The sequence below is a fragment of the Phytohabitans houttuyneae genome, from assembly GCF_011764425.1.
In the GTDB taxonomy this organism is placed as follows: Bacteria; Actinomycetota; Actinomycetes; order Mycobacteriales; family Micromonosporaceae; genus Phytohabitans; species Phytohabitans houttuyneae.
Genome location: NZ_BLPF01000002.1, coordinates 1,882,533 through 1,897,854 on the forward strand (window position 1 = coordinate 1,882,533; position 15,322 = coordinate 1,897,854).

Below are 15,322 nucleotides of genomic sequence, written 5' to 3' on the forward strand. Positions count from 1 at the left end.
GCGCTGCTCGCCCGGCGCGTAGGGGATCTCGGAGAGCCCGCCGCCGGCGGTCCAGAGCCAGCCGTGGAACGGGCACTCGATGCACTCGCCCTTGACCTTCCCGCCGTACCCGAGGTGCGCCCCGAGGTGCCGGCAGTAGGCGTCCAGCAGCGACACCTCACCCGACTCGGTGCGAAACAGCACGAGGTCCTGGTCGAAGTACTTCACGGGCCTGACGTCCCCGGGCTGCAACTCGGAGGAGTACCCGACCTGGTACCAGCCCGTGGGGAACACCGAATAGGGCCAGTCCTTCATGTCGTCTCCAATTCGACGTGGATAACCAACTACTTGGTTGGTATAAAACCATCCGTGCCCGGGTTCGTCAACGTGCGGCGGGTTACTGCTGACCCTCGCGCAGGGCCACGAAAAGGCCGTCCGCCTCGGCGCACAGCCGGTCGCCGTCCTCGAGCCTCGCGTGCAGGCGCCGCTTGCGCCCGGCCTCCTCGACGAGCGCCACGCGCACGGTCAGCGGCCGCCCGACCGGGGTGACGCTGCGGAAGTCGACGTCCAGCGCGGCGGTGCGGGAGCGCGAGCGCCCGCCGAGGTCGGACAGGCGCCCGATCGCCTCGTCGAAGAACAGCGCGACGGCGCCGCCGTGCACCGCGCCGTTGCTGCCGGCGTGGAACGCGCCGAAGACGACCTCGCCGAGCAGCTCGGTCGCCGTGCAGCGGACCAGCCGCAGCGGTGGGCAGAGCGCCTGCCCGCGTCCCGGTACCGCGAGGAACCGCCCGTAGATCTGCTCGTCCTCGCCGGCGGCGTACGGCTCCAGCAACCGTTCGGCCTCGCCCAGCAGGGCCGTCGCCCGCGCCACGGCGTCGGCGGGCGGCGTGCTCGCGGCCACCGCGTCCTGCAGCCGCCGCAGCCGCTCGACCATCTCCAGCCAGCCCGGCGCGGCCCGCCGGGCCGCCTCCTCGCTCCACCGCCGCCAGAACGGTGCCAGGGGTACGCCGCCCCGATCGGTGTCGGCCACGCGTGGCCCGCTCAGAGCAGTTCGAGGATCGTCGCGTTGGCCTGGCCGCCGCCCTCGCACATCGTCTGCAGCCCGTACCGGATCCCGTTGTCGCGCATGTGATGCACCAGGGTGGTCATCAGGCGCGCGCCGGAGCCGCCGAGGGGGTGGCCGAGCGCGATCGCGCCGCCGTTGGGGTTCAGCGCCTTGGCGTCCGCGCCGATGTCGGCCAGCCACGCGAGCGGTACGGGGGCGAACGCCTCGTTCACCTCGAACGCGCCGATCTCGTCGAGGCGCAGCCCGGAGCGGTCCAGCGCCTTGCGGGTGGCCGGGATCGGCGCGGTCAGCATGATGACGGGGTCGCTGGCGGCCACCACCGCGGTGTGCACCCGGGCCAGTGGCGCCAGGCCGAGCCGGCGGGCCGTCTCGCCGGTCGTCATCAGCAGCGCGGCGGAGCCGTCGGAGATCTGCGAGGAGTTGGCCGCGGTGATGACGCCGTCGGGCGTGAACGCGGTCCTGAGCTTGGCGAGGCCCTCCACGGTGCCGCCGCGCCGCACCCCCTCGTCCCGCTCGACCACGGTGCCGTCGGCCAGCGTGACGGGCGCGATCTGCGCGTCGAACCGCCCGCCGTCCTGCGCCGCGGCCGCCTTCTCGTGGCTGCCCAGGGAGAACTCGTCGCACCGGGTGCGCGACAGCCCCCACCGCTGCGCGATCATCTCGGCGCCCACGCCCTGGTTCGGCGCCACACCGTAGCGGGCGGTGAACCGCGGCCCGTACGGGTCCGCGCCGATCGACGCGCTGCCGATCGGCACCCGGGACATCGACTCGACGCCGCCGGCGACCACGACGTCGTACTGCCCGGCGACGAGGCCGGCCGCGGCGAAGTGGACGGACTGCTGGCTCGAACCGCACTGGCGGTCCAGGGTCACGCCGGGCACGGTCTCCGGCCAGCCGGCCGCGAGCACGGCCGTGCGCGCGATGTCGAACGTCTGCTCGCCCACCTGGTCGACGCAGCCCCACACGACGTCGTCCACCAGCGCGGGGTCGATCCCGCTCCGCGCGGCCAGCGCCTCCAGCACGTGCGCCGACAGGTCCGCCGGGTGCACCCCGGCCAGCGCGCCGTCGCGCTTGCCCACCGGCGTCCGCACCGCCTCCACGATCACCGCATCCCGCACGTCCCGACCCCTTCCCCGGTTAATCAACCAAAAGGTTGGTTAACGCTAGGCGCGGGCGGCGAGACGCGTCAAGGCGGTGTGGCGTCAGCGACTCGCGGCGCCGGCCGTGCTCGCGCGGCGCACGCCGCGCCGGCGGTGCACACCCTCGCCGCCGGTCTCCTCTCCGCGGGCGGGACCGGTGGTGGGGGCGCTGATGCCGTGCATCACGAAGTCGGTCACCTCGTCGATCAGCCAGCCGTCGGTGCCGGCCGACGCGGGGCGGCGGTACCAGTTCGGCAGGTAGGCGAGCAGCCCGATGATCGAGTACAGGACGGTGGCGGGTGTGAAGTCCCGGAACTCGCCGGTGCGCGTCCCCTCGGCCAGCAGCGCCTTGACGAACTCCTCGTACCGGTAGATCCGCTGGTGGATCGAGCGCGCCTGCGCTTGCGGCAGCCGCTGGTCGATCCACGGCACCTCCTGGAAGAACACGACGAGCTCGTCCTGCTTGGTGGCGACGAGGGCGACCTGCTCGCGGACGAAGAAGCGCATCCGGTCGTACCCGCTGCCGGTCAGCGGGACGCGGGCCAGCAGCTCCAGCGTCCCGTCGACCTGCTCGGAGAGCAGCTCGTAGAGGATGGCGCTCTTGGCGGGGTAGTAGTGGTACAGGGTTCCCTTGTTGAGCCCGACCTCCTCGGCGATGAGGTCCATGGTGGCCGCGAGATAGCCCTGCTGGCGGAAGATGCGAGCGGCCGTCGTGCGGACGTCCTCCCGCCGTGACGGCCTAGGCATGCGGCGAGTGTAACCGACCAACAAGTCGGTTTCGTTCCAGACCTGTGAACGCGCCGCGCACGTCGCTTGCATACCAACCGACCGGTTGGTTATAAAGGAGTCCTCGAAAGGGGACGACGTGATGGACCTGGAGCTGACCGCGGACCAGCGGGACGTCGCCGAGGCGTTCGCGCGCGTCTTCGCCCGCGACTCCTCCGCCGAACGGGTGCGCGCCGCCGAGGCGTCGGGGTTCGACCCCGCGCTCTGGAAGGCGCTCGCCGGGATGGGCGCGGTCGGGCTCACCGTCCCGGCCGGCGCGGGCGGCAGCGGCGGCGGCTTCGTCGAGCTGGCGCTCGTCGCCGAGGCGGCCGGTCGGCGGCTCGCGTGCGTACCCCTCGTCGAAGCGGCGGTGGCGGCCCGGCTGCTGGCCGACGCCGGCGTGGCGGACGTGGCCGCGGAGGCAGCCGGTGGGGAGCGCGTCGTCGTCTTCGCGGCCCGTCCGGCCGTGGCGGGGGTGGCGCGGCTGGTGCCGGCCGGCGCCGTGGCCGACGCGGTGCTCGCGCTCGACGGCGACGACCTCGTGCTCGCCGCCGGCGCGCCCGGGCAGCCCGTGCGCGACCTCGGCTTCCAGGCCGCCGCGGACCGCCCCCTGCGCGGCGACGGCGTCGAGAGCCGGGTCGTCGCCAGCGGCGCCGAGGCAGGCGAGCTGTGGACCCGGTCCCGGGACCGCTGGCGGCTCGCCACGGCCGCGGCGTGCGCCGGGATGGCCGCCGAGGCGCTGGACGTCGCCGTGCGGTACGCGGCGCAGCGCGAGCAGTTCGGCGTGCCGATCGGCTCGTTCCAGGCGCTCCAGCAGCCCCTTGCCGACGCCGCCATGGCCGCGGACGGCGCGGTGCTGGTCGCCCGGGAGGCCGCGTGGCGGCACGACAACGGGCTCGACTCGTGGCCGGCGGCGGCCGCGGTGGCCTTCGCGCACGCCGCCGAGTCGGCCGTGCGCTGCGCCGAGCTGTGCCTGCACGTGCACGGCGGCTACGGCTACACCCTCGAGTACGACGCCCAGCTGTACCTGCGCCGCGCCAAGGCGACCCGGCTGGGCGCCGGCGACCCGGACCTGCTCTGGGAGCAGATCGGGGCCACCGCGATCGGGAAGGGCGCGCCCTGATGGACTTCTCGCTGGACGAACGGGCCGAGGCCTTCCGCGCCGAGGTGCGCGAGTTCCTGCGCGCGCACCTGACGGACGAGGTGCGCGCCCGCGTCGCCGCGTCCGGCACGTACCACGACGCGGAGTTCCACCGCGCGGTCGCGGACCGGGGCTGGATCGGCGCGGCCTGGCCGGTCGAGGACGGCGGGCAAGGGCGCGACCGGGCCGACATGGACATCCTCTACGAGGAGATGGCGGCCGCCGGCGCGCCCGTCGAAGGGCTGTCGGTCACGCTCATCATCGCCGAGACGATCCGGCGGGCCGGCACGCCCGCGCAGAAGGAGCGGATCCTGCGCCCGGTGCGGGAGGGGCGGCTGCTGCTCAGCCTCGGGTACACCGAGCCGGACGCCGGATCGGACCTCGCCGCCGCCCGCACCCGCGCGGTGCGCGACGGCGACGGCTGGCGCATCGACGGGCAGAAGAACTTCACCACCCACGCGCACGAGGCCGACTACGTCTTCCTGCTGGCCCGCACCGACCCCCAGGCCGCGAAGCACGCCGGGCTCACCATGTTTCTGGTACCGACGTCGGCACCCGGCTTCTCGTACGCCCCCGTGCACACGCTCAGCGGCGAACGCACGAACATCACCTACTACTCCGGCGTGCGGGTCGGCGACGATGCCCGGGTCGGCGCGGAGGGCCAGGGCTGGGAGATCGTCAGCCTGGCGCTCGCGTTCGAACGGGGCGGCGAGTTCGCCGCGCAGCTGCGCCGCCTGGTGCACGCCACCGTGGGGTGGGCGCACGCGGCCGGGCGTACCGAAGACACGCGCCTGCTGCGCCGCCTCGGCCGGGTCGTCGCCGCTACCGAGGTCTCCCGCCTGCTCGGCGCGCGGGCCACCTGGCTGCGTTCCACGGCCATGGCCGGTGCGGTGGAGGGCGCCATGGCGAAGGTGTACGCCACCGAGGCGCTCCTGCGCGGGTCGGGTGAGCTGCTCGACGCCACCGGCGCCGACGGCCTGCTCGGGCCGGACTCGCCCGGCGCGGCGGCCGACGGCGAGCTGCAGCACCTGTACCGGGAGGCGCAGATCTCCACCCTCTACGGCGGCACCAGCGAGGTCCTCCGCGGCGTCGTCGCGGAGCGGCGGCTGGGCCTGCCCCGCAGCCGGCGGCGCTGAGAACGCCAACCACGATGGGAGAACGCACCTTGACGGAACAACTGCGCTTCGACGGCCGGGTGGCCATCGTCACCGGCGGGGGAGGCGGGCTGGGCCGCTCCTACGCGCGCCTGCTGGCCGCCCGCGGCGCGCACGTGGTCGTCAACGACATCGACCGCAAGGACGGCGGCGGGCTGACCCCGGCCGGGGCGGTCGCGGCCGAGATCGCCGCGCGGGGCGGCTCGGCGGTCGCGCACGACGGCTCCATCGCCGAGCCCTCGGCCGGGCCCGCCGTGGTGGGCACCGCGCTGGAGGCCTTCGGCCGGGTGGACATCGTGGTGAACAACGCCGGCATCGTGCGCGACCGCACGTTCGGGAAGATGTCCGACGAGGAGGTCGCCGAGGTCCTCGACGTACACCTGCACGGCACCATCGGGCTGACCCGCGCCGCCTGGGGCGTGATGCGCGAGCGGCGGTACGGGCGGGTCGTCATGACCACCTCCGTCGCCGGCCTGTGGGGCAACCTCGGCCAGGCCAACTACTCCGCCGCCAAGGCCGGGCTCGTTGGGCTCGGCCGGACCCTCGCCATCGAGGGCGCCCGCTTCGGCATCCAGGTCAACCTCATCTCGCCCGGCGCCGCCACGAGCATGACCGCCGCGATGCTCCCCGAAGACCTGCACGCGCGCATGTCGCCGGAGCGGGTGGCGCCGATGGTCGCGTACCTGTGCCACGAGTCGTGCCCGCTCACCGGCGAGATCCTCTTCGCGGCCGCGGGGCGCTACGCCCGAAACCTCATCATCGAGACGGCCGGCTACGAAAACGACGAAGCCACCGTCGAGGACATCGCCGCGCACCTTCCCGACATCCTCGACACGACGTCGTGGACGGTCCCCGCGCAGGCGGTGCAGCTTCCGCCCCGGTGACGGTAATCTCAACCAACTGGTCGGTATCGAGTCTTTGGAGCGCGCCATGCCAACGACAACGCAGTCACGGCGGCGGATCGGTCCGCTCGCGGAGTGGACCGCCGAGGGCGGTGACGAGCTGCTGACCGACTCGGTGCCGCGGCTTCTGGCCCGCCAGGCGGAGGCGTTCGGCGCCCGCCCGGCGCTGTACTGGCCCGACGGCGACGCGCTGTCCCGGATGACGTACGCCGAGCTTGCCTCCGCCGCCGAGAGCGTGGCGCGGGCGCTCGCCGGCCGCGTCGCACCGGGCGAGCGGGTCGCGGTCTGGTCGCGCAACAGCGTGGAGTGGGTGGTGCTGGAGTACGGCTGCGCGCTCGCCGGCCTCGTGCTCACCCCGTTCAACACCGCGTGGACCGACGCGGAGGTCGCGCACGCCACCGCGCTGACCACACCGGCGCTGGTCTTCGCCGGTACCGGCCCGACCGGTGACAGCCTCGTCCCGCGGGCGGCGGGCGTGTGCGGCGCCGGCGCGGTGCTGGACCTCGCCGGCCTGCGCGAGTGGGCGGCGACGGCACCGGCCGGCCAGCTGCCGGTGGTCAGCGCGGAGGACGCGTTCCTCATCCAGTTCACCTCCGGCACCACCGGCCGCTCCAAGGGCGCGGTGCTCACCCACAAGGCCGTGCTGAACGCCGCGCGCGAGCGCAACCGCCGCGACGTGATCGGGCCCAACGACACCTGGCTCAACCCCGTCCCGTACCACCACATCGGCGGGTCCTGCTTCGTCATCCTCGGCGGCCTCGTGGACGCCGGCGCGTTCGTGGTCGTCGAGAAGTACGTGCCGGCCGAGACGATGGGCCTGCTCGACCACGGCGTGGTCACCCGCATCGGCGGCGTACCCACGATGATCATCGACGCGCTCAACCACCTCGGCGACCACGCCGGCGCGGCCGGCCTGCGGTCGGTGGCGGTGGGCGGCGCCACGATGACGCAGCACCTGGTGGAGCGGATCCGGACCACGCTCGGCGCACCGGTCATCAACACCTACGCCCAGTCCGAGTGCCCGGCCATCACCTCGACCGACATCCACGACGACTCGGCGACGATCGCCGGCACCGTGGGGCGCCCGGTGGCCGGCGTGCACATGAAGGTGATCGACCCGGCGACCGGTGAGACGGTACCGGTCGGCGCCGTCGGCGAGATCGTGACCAGTTCGCCGTACGTCATGCGCGGGTACTGGGGCATGGCGGAGCAGTCCGCCGAGGTGCTCACCGCCGACGGCTTCCTGCGCACCGGCGACCTGGCCTCGATGGACGAGTACGGCAACGTGACGTTCCAGGGCCGCGTCCGGGACGTGATCATCCGGGGCGGCGAGAACGTGTACCCGGCGGAGGTCGAGGAGCTGCTCGCCGCCCACCCCGGCATCGCCGCGGCGGTCCTCGTCGGCCTCGACGACGAGCGGCTCGGCGAGCGGGTGGCCGGCGTGGTGGTCCGCGCGCCGGGCAGCGAGGTGACCGGGCCGGAGCTCACCGAGTACCTGCGGGACTCGGTCGCCCGGTTCAAGATTCCCGAGCTGTGGCGTTTCGTCGACGCGCTGCCCATGACGGCGTCCGGCAAGATCCGCCGCTTCGTGGTCCGCGACGACACCAACGAGTTCGCGACGGCGACCCGCCAGCCCGGCGAGTAGCCGCGAGAGGAGAACCGGATGCCGATCGACCCCACCATCGCCCTGGCGGCACCACCCACGGTCGAGCAGATCGCCTGGGACACCGCCGACGTGCTGCTCTACCACCTCGCGCTGGGTGCCGGAGGCGACCCGGTCGACCCGGGAGAGCTGCGCTACGCGACGGAGTCGGGCTCGGTCGTCCTGCCCACGTTCGCGGTCGTCGCGCCGACACTGCGCGCGACCCGGCCGCCCCGCGTGTCGTACCCCGGCGTCGAGGTCGACCTGCGCACGATCCTGCACGGCAGCCAGCGGATCGATGTGCACGCCCCGATCCCGCGGGACGGCAAGGCCACGGCGAGCACCCGCGTGGCCGACCTGTACGACAAGGGGTCCGCCGCGGTCATCGTGGTGGACACCGAGGCGAAGAGCGCCGACGGCACTCCACTGTGGACATCGAGCATGCGCATGTTCTCCCGCGGCGAGGGCGGGTTCGGCGGCGACCGCGGACCGTCCGGCCCACCCGACCCGCCGGCCCGCGAGCCGGACCACACGGTCTTCACGCCCACGCTGCCGCAGCAGGCGCTGTGGTACCGCCTCCTCGGCGACCGCAACCCGCTGCACTGCGACCCCGAGGTGGCGAAGGCGGCCGGCTTCCCGCGCCCGATCCTGCACGGGCTCTGCTCGTACGGCCTGGTGTGCCGCGCCCTCGTCGACGAGGTGCTCGGCGGCCGGGCGCAGGACGTCCGCAGCTTCGAGGCGCGGTTCACCGGAGTGGTCTTCCCCGGCGAGACGCTGCGCACGTCGGTGTGGCGCGCCGGCGACCGCCTGCTGTTCGCGACCACCGTCGAGGAGCGGGACGGCGCCCCGGCGCTGGCCGGCGGAGAGCTCGTCACGGCGGGAGGGGGTCCGGCATGAGCATCGTCGTGGAGCGCGACGCCGGCCTCGTCCGGGTGACGCTCGACCGGCCCGAGCGGCGCAACGCCCTGACCGTCGACGGCTTCGTCGAGCTGGGACGGGTCCTCACGCAGATCGCCGCCACGCCGACCGACCGGGCCGTCCTGATCACCGGGGCGGGCGGCTCGTTCTGCTCCGGCGCCGACCTGTCCGGCGGCGTGCCGCAGGAGTCGCCGCTGCGCCTGATGGGCTGGATCCACGACGCCGCCCGCGCGCTGCACCGGCTGCCCCAGCCGTGCGTGGCCGCGGTCGACGGACCGGCGTTCGGCGCGGGGATGAGCCTTGCCCTCGGCTGCGACCTGGTCGTCGCGTCGACCTCGGCCACGTTCTGCCAGGTCTTCGTCAAGCGCGGCCTCTCACCGGACTTCGGCAGCACCTGGCTGCTTCCCCGGCTGGTCGGGCTGCACACCGCCAAGCGCCTGGCGATGCTCGGCGACACGGTGACCGCCGAGCAGGCCCGGAACCTCGGGCTCGTCGCCGAGGTGACCGCGCCCGAGGACCTGCTGCGGACCGCCACCGGGACCGCGCGGCGCCTCGCCGACGGGCCGCCGCTCGCGCTGGCCCTGACCAAGCGCCTGCTGAACGCCTCGTTCTCCACCGGCTTCGACGACGCCCTCGACGCCGAGGCCGCGGCGTCCGCGGCCAACACCGCCAGCGAGGACGTGGCGGAGGCCTTCGCGGCCTTCGCCGCCAAGCGACCGGCCGTCTTCCGTGGCCGCTGACCGGCCGGCGCCGACCCCGCCACCGCGCGCCGTCCCCGACGACCCCGAGCGGGACTGGACCGCACCCGGCGTCTACGAGGTACGGCCCGGGCTGTACCGCATCCCGCTGCCCCTGCCGCAGGACGGCCTGCGGGCGGTCAACGTCTACGCGGTACGGGACGGCGACGCGATCGTGCTCGTCGACTCCGGATGGGCGGTGCCGGCCGCGCACGACCAGCTCCGCCGCGCGCTGCGGGCACTGGACGCAGGCGAAGACCGGATCAGCCGGATCCTCGTCACCCACGTCCACCGCGACCACTACAACCTGGCGGTCCGGTTGCGCCGCGGCAACCCGCACATCCGGGTCGGTCTCGGCCGCGGCGAGCAGCCGGCGCTGCGCGTCGCGCAGGGCCCGGTGACCGAGCCCTGGGGCGTGCTCGCCGACCAGCTGCGCCGCGAAGGCGCCCCCGGGCTGGCCAAGGAGCTGGTGACGAGCGTGCCGGTCGACCACGACCCGGCCGACTGGGCCGACCCCGACGTGTGGATCGACGCGCCGCGGGACATCGCGCTGCGGACCGCCACCTGGCGGGCGTACCCGACACCCGGGCACACGCGCGGACACGTCGTGTTCGACGACGCCGCCCGCGGCGTGATGTTCTGCGGCGACCACGTCCTGCCGCACATCACGCCGTCCATCGGCTTCGAGCCGTGCCCGGCCGTATCCCCGCTGCGGGACTACCTCCACTCGCTGCGGCTGGTCCGCGACCTGCCCGACCGGATGATGCTGCCCGCGCACGGCCCGACCGGTCCCAGCGTGCACGCCCGCGTCGACGAGCTCGTGCGGCACCACGACGTGCGGCTGCGCCAGTCCGCCGAGGCGGTCGCCGCCGGTGCCGTCACCGCGTACGAGGTGGCGCGGCTCCTGCGGTGGACCCGCCGGGAACGCCACTTCGACGACCTCGACGTGATGAGCCGCTGCCTCGCGGTGACCGAGACGGCCGCGCACCTCGACGTCCTCGCCGGCACCGGCCAGCTGCGGGCAACCGCGCACGACGGCGTCCGGGCCTTCGAGGCGGTGTAGCGGCCGATGAGGGACAAGGTCGTGTCGGCCGCACAGGCCGCCGCGCTCGTCGCCGACGGCGACGTGGTGGGCCTGCAGGCCGGACCCACCCAGTGCGCGCCGATGGTGCTGGTGCGCGAGCTCATCCGCGCCGGCCGCCGCGACCTCGAGCTGGTCTGCGTCAGCGGCGGGCTGCCGGTGGACTGGCTCGCCGCGGCCGGCTGCCTGGCGCGGTGCACGTTCGCCGCCGTCACCATGGAGCACTTCGGGCTGTGCCAGCGGTTCCGGCGCGCGGTCGAGGCCGGCGCCATCGCGGTCGAGGAGCTGTCCGAGACCGCCCTGTACGCGCGGCTCGGCGCGGCCGCCCGTAACCTGCCCTTCCTGCCCACCCGCGGCCTGATCGGCACCGACCTGCTGAACGTGGGCAACGACGCGCTCGCGGTGATCCCGGACCCGTTCGGCGGGCCGCCCGTCGTGGCCTGCCGCGCGCTGCCGCTGGACGTGGCGCTGCTGCACGCGCACCGCGCCGACCGCTCCGGCAACGTCGCGATGGAGCCGGGTGTACGACTGCCGACGACCGGCACCATGCCCCGCGCCGCGCGGCGGGTGGTCGTCTCGGTGGAGCGGGTGGTCGGCACCGACGAGCTGCGGAAGGCGCCGGACCGCACGATCCTGCCCGGGTTCGCTGTCGACGCCGTCGTCGAGGCGCCCCACGGCGCGCATCCCACCTCGCTGTTCCCGTCGTACGACTACGACGCCGCCTTCTTCGCCTCGTGGGTCGACGCGGCCGCCGGCGAGCAGAGCAGCGGCGACTTCCTGGACCGGTACGTGCGCGGGCCGGGCAGCCACGAGGAGTACCTGCGCCTGGTCGGGGCGGCGCGATGACCGCGTCCACCGACTACACGGTCGACGAGCTGATGGTCGCGGTCCTCGCCGCCCGCTTCGACAACGACGACCAGGTGTGCAACGGGATCTCCTCGTTCCTGCCGGTCTGCGCCATCCAGCTGGCCCGCATGACACACGCGCCCGACCTGGTGTGGATCGCGGGAGCGTCCGGTGTGGACCCGGTCGACGTGGAGCTGACCGCGTCCACGTTCGAAGCGCCGCTGTGGCGCGACTCGGTCATGTACCTCGAGCACTACGCCGAGTTCTGGGACTACGCGGCCAGCGACCGCTTCCTGCTCAAGTTCTGCGCCGGCGCGGCACAGATCGACGCGTACGGCAACACCAACAACTCGGTCATCGGCCGCTACGACCGCCCGAAGGTACGGCTGCCCGGCACCGCGGGGATCGGCGACATGGGCTCGCTCGGCAAGAGCCTCATCTTCTGGGTCACCGACCACAGCCCGCGCACACTGGTGGAACGCGTCGACTTCCGCTCGGGGATCGGCTATCTGGACGGCGGCGGCGAACGCGCCCGGCTGGGCCTGCGCGGCGGCCCCGCGCTCGTCGTGACCAACCTGGCCGTCTTCGACTTCGAGCCGGGCTCGCAGCGCATGCGCCTGGTGTCCGTACACGACGGGGTGAGCGTGGCCGACGTGCTGGCCGCGACCGGTTTCCGGCCCGTCGTACCGCCGCGCGTGCCGCGCACCCCACCGCCCACAGTGGAGCAGGTGCGGCTGGTCCGCGAGCGGATCGACCCGCGAGACTTCCGCAAGCGCGGCTTCCCGACACGGAGGGTTGGCTCAGAGAGATGAACATCGTGGTGCTCGTCAAGCAGGTGCCGGATTCGAGCGCGGAGCGTTCGTTGCGGGCTGGTGATAATACGGTCGACCGTGGGTCGGCGAGCAATGTCATCAATGAGATGGATGAGTATGCCATTGAGGAGGCGTTGCGGGTTCAGGCGGCGCATGGTGGTGAGGTCACGATCTTGACGATGGGACCGCAGGGTGCTTCGGAGTCGATTCGTAAGGCGTTGTCGATGGGTCCGGACCGGGCGGTGCATGTGCTGGACGAGGCGTTGCACGGCTCGTGCGCGGTAGCCACCTCCAAGGTGCTGGCGGCGGCGTTGGGCACTCTCAATCCCGACTTGGTGCTGTGCGGTGCGGAGGCGACCGATGGGCGGGTGCAGGTGATGGCGCACATGTTGGCTGAGCGGCTGGGGATCGCCGCGTTGACCGGTGCGCGGAAGCTGACCGTGGACGGTGCGTCGTTGACGATCGAGCGGCAGACCGAGGAAGGCTTCGAGGTGGTGGCCGCTTCGACGCCGGCGGTGGTGTCGGTGTGGGACACGATCAACGAGCCGCGGTATCCGTCGTTCAAGGGGATCATGGCGGCGAAGAAGAAGCCGGTGCAGACGCTGTCGGTGGCCGATCTGGGGATCGCCGCGTCTGAGGTGGGGTTTGCGGGTGCGTCGTCGGTGGTGGTGCAGCACAGTAAGCGGCCGCCGCGTTCGGGTGGGCGGAAGGTCGCTGATGAGGGCGATGGTGGCGTGAAGCTGGTCGAGTTCCTGGCCTCCGAGAAGTTTGTGTAAAAGGGGAGGGGTTTCGATGGCTGAGGTTTTGGTTGTCGTGGAGCATTCCGGTGGTGAGGTTAAGAAGGTCACCCTGGAGATGCTCACGTTGGCCCGTGAGCTGGGCACCCCGGCGGCGGTGGTGCTCGGCGGCCCGGGCGTGGCCGCTCCTCTGACCGAAAAGCTGGGCGAGTTCGGCGCGGCGACGGTGTATGCCGCCGAGAGTGAGGATCTGGACGGGTTCCTGGTCGCGCCGAAGGCCGCCGTGCTGGCCGGGCTGGTCCGGTCGGTGCAGCCGGCCGCGGTGCTGCTCGGCTCGACCCAGGAGGGTAAGGAGATCGCCGGCCGGCTCGCGGTCAAGCTCGACAACGGTCTGCTGACCGACGTTAGTGGGCTGGACGCGGACGGGGTGGCGACGCAGGTGGTGTTCGCCGGCTCCACGATCGTCAAGTCGCGGGTGACTCGCGGGTTGCCGCTGGTCACTGTCCGCCCCAACTCGCTGACCCCGACCCCGGCGCCGGCCAGCGTGCGGGTGTCGGCGGTGGATGTGGTGGTGGAGCAGTCGGCGAAGCTGGCCCGGGTGCTCGAGCGCAAGGTCGAGCCGAAGGGTGCCCGGCCGGAGCTGACCGAGGCGTCCGTGGTCGTCTCCGGCGGCCGTGGCGTGGGCAGCGGCGACAACTTCAAACTCGTCGAGGAGCTCGCCGACCTGCTCGGCGGTGCGGTCGGCGCGTCCCGGGCCGCGGTCGACTCCGGTTTCTACCCGCACCAGTTCCAGGTCGGGCAGACCGGTAAGACCGTCTCCCCCCAGCTGTACGTGGCGTTGGGTATCTCCGGCGCGATCCAGCACCGGGCCGGGATGCAAACCTCCAAGACCATCGTCGCGGTCAACAAAGACGCCGAAGCACCCATCTTCGAACTCGCCGACTACGGCGTCGTCGGCGACCTGTTCAAAGTCGTCCCACAAGCCACCGAAGAAATCCGCAAACGTAAATAGGCTACGTCGACGGCAGGGCGCGGCGGCCCGGGATCAGCAGCGCGCCCAGCCCGGCGACCAGCGCGGTACACGCCATGAAGGCGAAACCCAGCATGTAGCCGCGCTCGGTGGGATACCCCGACGGCAGCAGGTCGGCCGTCACGATCGTCACGGAGACGGCCGCTCCGATCGCGCCGCCGACGATCCGGATGTTGGCGTTCATGCCGATCGCGGTGCCGGTCTGCTCGGCCGGCACCGCGTCGACGATCGCGTTGGCCAGGTTGGCGAACACGAGGCCGGTGCCCACCCCGGACAGGCAGCTGGCCAGGATGACCTCCCACATCCGCTCGTGCGCGAACGTCGTCATCGCCAGCGCGACCGCCGTGGCCACCGAGCCGAGCACGATGGTCAGCCGCACGCCCATCCACGCGGCGAGGCGGGCGGCGGCCAGGCCGCACAGAAACGAGGCCACCGACGACGGCAGCATCATGTGCCCGGCCGTCGTCACCGACGCGCCGAAGCCGTAGCCGTTGTCGCTCGGCGTCTGGTTGAACTGCGGCAGGAAGGCGAACGAGCCGTACATGGCCACGCCGATCATCAGCGCCACGAGGTTGGCGGACCAGACGCCGCGCAGCGCCATCAGGCGCAGGTTGATCAGCGGGCTCCTGACCTTCGACTCGGCGTAGAGCCAGGCGGCGGCCAGCAGCGCCGACGAGGCCAGCAGGCCGGCGACCGTGGGGGAGGACCACCCGTCGTGCGGGCCGCGGCCGATGCCGAGCAGCAGCGTGACCAACCATCCGGCCAGCAACAGCGCCGGGCTGAACGAGATGGACTCCCGCGACCGCACGGGCGACTCGGGAATGAGCACCAGCGCCGACACCGCGCCGGCCGCCGCGCCGATCGCCGGCAGCAGGAAGAGCCAGTGGTACCCGAGCAGGTCGAGGATCGGGCCGGCCACCACGATGCCGGCGGCGAAACCCACCGACAGCAGCGAAGAGGTGACCGCGATCGCGCCCCGGACCCGCTCCGGCGGCACGTGGTCGCGCAGCACCGCGAACGAGAGGGGTACCGCCCCGCCGCCCAGCCCCTGCACCGCGCGGGCCGCGATCAGGACCCAGATGTCCGTGGCCAGCGCCGCGATCAGCGAGCCCAGCGCGAGCAGCCCGAGGGAGATGGCGAACACGCGGGTCTTGCCGAACGCGTCCCCGATGCGGCCGCCCACCGGCGTGGCGACGGAAGCGGCCAGCAGGAACGCGGTGAGCACCCACGACGCGGTCGTCTGGTCCGTGCCGAACCGCTGCTGGATGTCCGGCAGCGCCGGCACCGTCATCGCCTGGAGCAAGGGTTGCGAGACGACGCCGAACGCCAGGACCACATAGATCAGCCGGTAGTGTCGGCCGGTCGGCGCCAAG

15 protein-coding genes and 1 pseudogene are annotated in these 15,322 nt (G+C 73.1%); 11 read left to right on the top strand and 5 right to left on the bottom strand.

Translation table 11 applies throughout. The features are described from left to right. Positions 1–27: 27 nt before the first annotated feature. From Phou_RS55805 to Phou_RS31740, 4 genes and pseudogenes are all read right to left on the bottom strand, one after another. Positions 28–294 (bottom strand): annotated as a pseudogene (locus Phou_RS55805) (Rieske 2Fe-2S domain-containing protein); the annotation flags it as partial. An 82-nt stretch (positions 295–376) separates the two neighbouring features. Further along, positions 377–1,009: a PaaI family thioesterase gene (locus tag Phou_RS31730; RefSeq protein WP_173062853.1), complete on the bottom strand. Its 633-nt coding sequence runs from the start codon at positions 1,007–1,009 to the stop codon at positions 377–379. A gap of 11 nt (positions 1,010–1,020) precedes the next feature. After that, positions 1,021–2,163: a thiolase family protein gene (locus Phou_RS31735; RefSeq protein WP_173062856.1), complete on the bottom strand. Its 1,143-nt coding sequence runs from the start codon at positions 2,161–2,163 to the stop codon at positions 1,021–1,023. A gap of 84 nt (positions 2,164–2,247) precedes the next feature. Beyond that, positions 2,248–2,931: a TetR/AcrR family transcriptional regulator gene (locus Phou_RS31740; protein ID WP_173062859.1), complete on the bottom strand. Its 684-nt coding sequence runs from the start codon at positions 2,929–2,931 to the stop codon at positions 2,248–2,250. A 121-nt stretch (positions 2,932–3,052) separates the two neighbouring features. Between Phou_RS31740 and Phou_RS31745 the strand changes: the two genes are divergently transcribed. The 11 genes from Phou_RS31745 to Phou_RS31795 are packed head-to-tail and all read left to right on the top strand — an operon-like array spanning position 3,053 to position 13,931. Beyond that, on the top strand, positions 3,053–4,072 hold the full coding sequence (locus tag Phou_RS31745) for an acyl-CoA dehydrogenase family protein (protein WP_246274091.1): 1,020 nt from the start codon (positions 3,053–3,055) through the stop codon (positions 4,070–4,072). After that, positions 4,072–5,226 (top strand): acyl-CoA dehydrogenase family protein, encoded by a 1,155-nt coding sequence (locus Phou_RS31750; protein ID WP_173062866.1) that lies wholly within the window; start codon positions 4,072–4,074, stop codon positions 5,224–5,226. Before Phou_RS31745 ends, Phou_RS31750 begins: the two co-directional genes overlap by 1 nt. Positions 5,227–5,255: 29 nt before the next feature. Then, a complete protein-coding gene (locus Phou_RS31755) occupies positions 5,256–6,128 on the top strand; it encodes an SDR family NAD(P)-dependent oxidoreductase (RefSeq protein WP_218579290.1) in 873 nt (290 codons plus the stop codon). Positions 6,129–6,174: 46 nt separating this feature from the next. Beyond that, positions 6,175–7,791: a class I adenylate-forming enzyme family protein gene (locus Phou_RS31760; RefSeq protein WP_173062872.1), complete on the top strand. Its 1,617-nt coding sequence runs from the start codon at positions 6,175–6,177 to the stop codon at positions 7,789–7,791. 18 nt (positions 7,792–7,809) lie between these two features. Continuing rightward, entirely contained in the window at positions 7,810–8,685 is an 876-nt protein-coding gene (gene chsH3, locus Phou_RS31765) for an enoyl-CoA hydratase ChsH3 (RefSeq protein WP_173062876.1), read from the top strand. Further along, the gene (locus tag Phou_RS31770) at positions 8,682–9,446 is read left to right on the top strand and encodes an enoyl-CoA hydratase/isomerase family protein (protein WP_173062879.1); all 765 of its coding nucleotides are present in this window, start codon (positions 8,682–8,684) and stop codon (positions 9,444–9,446) included. Before chsH3 ends, Phou_RS31770 begins: the two co-directional genes overlap by 4 nt. Then, the gene (locus Phou_RS31775) at positions 9,436–10,506 is read left to right on the top strand and encodes an MBL fold metallo-hydrolase (RefSeq protein WP_173062882.1); all 1,071 of its coding nucleotides are present in this window, start codon (positions 9,436–9,438) and stop codon (positions 10,504–10,506) included. The genes Phou_RS31770 and Phou_RS31775 overlap by 11 nt, the downstream gene beginning before the upstream one ends. A gap of 6 nt (positions 10,507–10,512) precedes the next feature. Beyond that, positions 10,513–11,370 (top strand): CoA transferase subunit A, encoded by an 858-nt coding sequence (locus tag Phou_RS31780; protein ID WP_173062885.1) that lies wholly within the window; start codon positions 10,513–10,515, stop codon positions 11,368–11,370. After that, the gene (locus Phou_RS31785; protein WP_173062888.1) at positions 11,367–12,182 is read left to right on the top strand and encodes a CoA-transferase; all 816 of its coding nucleotides are present in this window, start codon (positions 11,367–11,369) and stop codon (positions 12,180–12,182) included. Before Phou_RS31780 ends, Phou_RS31785 begins: the two co-directional genes overlap by 4 nt. Then, positions 12,179–12,958: an electron transfer flavoprotein subunit beta/FixA family protein gene (locus Phou_RS31790; RefSeq protein WP_173062891.1), complete on the top strand. Its 780-nt coding sequence runs from the start codon at positions 12,179–12,181 to the stop codon at positions 12,956–12,958. The genes Phou_RS31785 and Phou_RS31790 overlap by 4 nt, the downstream gene beginning before the upstream one ends. Before the next feature lie 16 nt (positions 12,959–12,974). After that, positions 12,975–13,931, top strand: coding sequence for an electron transfer flavoprotein subunit alpha/FixB family protein (locus tag Phou_RS31795; protein ID WP_173056086.1), 957 nt, complete (start codon positions 12,975–12,977; stop codon positions 13,929–13,931). Between the two features lies 1 nt (position 13,932). Here the strand turns inward: Phou_RS31795 and Phou_RS31800 are convergent, their stop codons facing one another. Continuing rightward, positions 13,933–15,321 carry an MFS transporter gene (locus Phou_RS31800; protein ID WP_173062894.1) on the bottom strand — a complete coding sequence of 463 codons (1,389 nt, stop codon included), beginning with the start codon at positions 15,319–15,321 and terminating at the stop codon, positions 13,933–13,935. Between the last annotated feature and the right edge of the window lies 1 nt (position 15,322).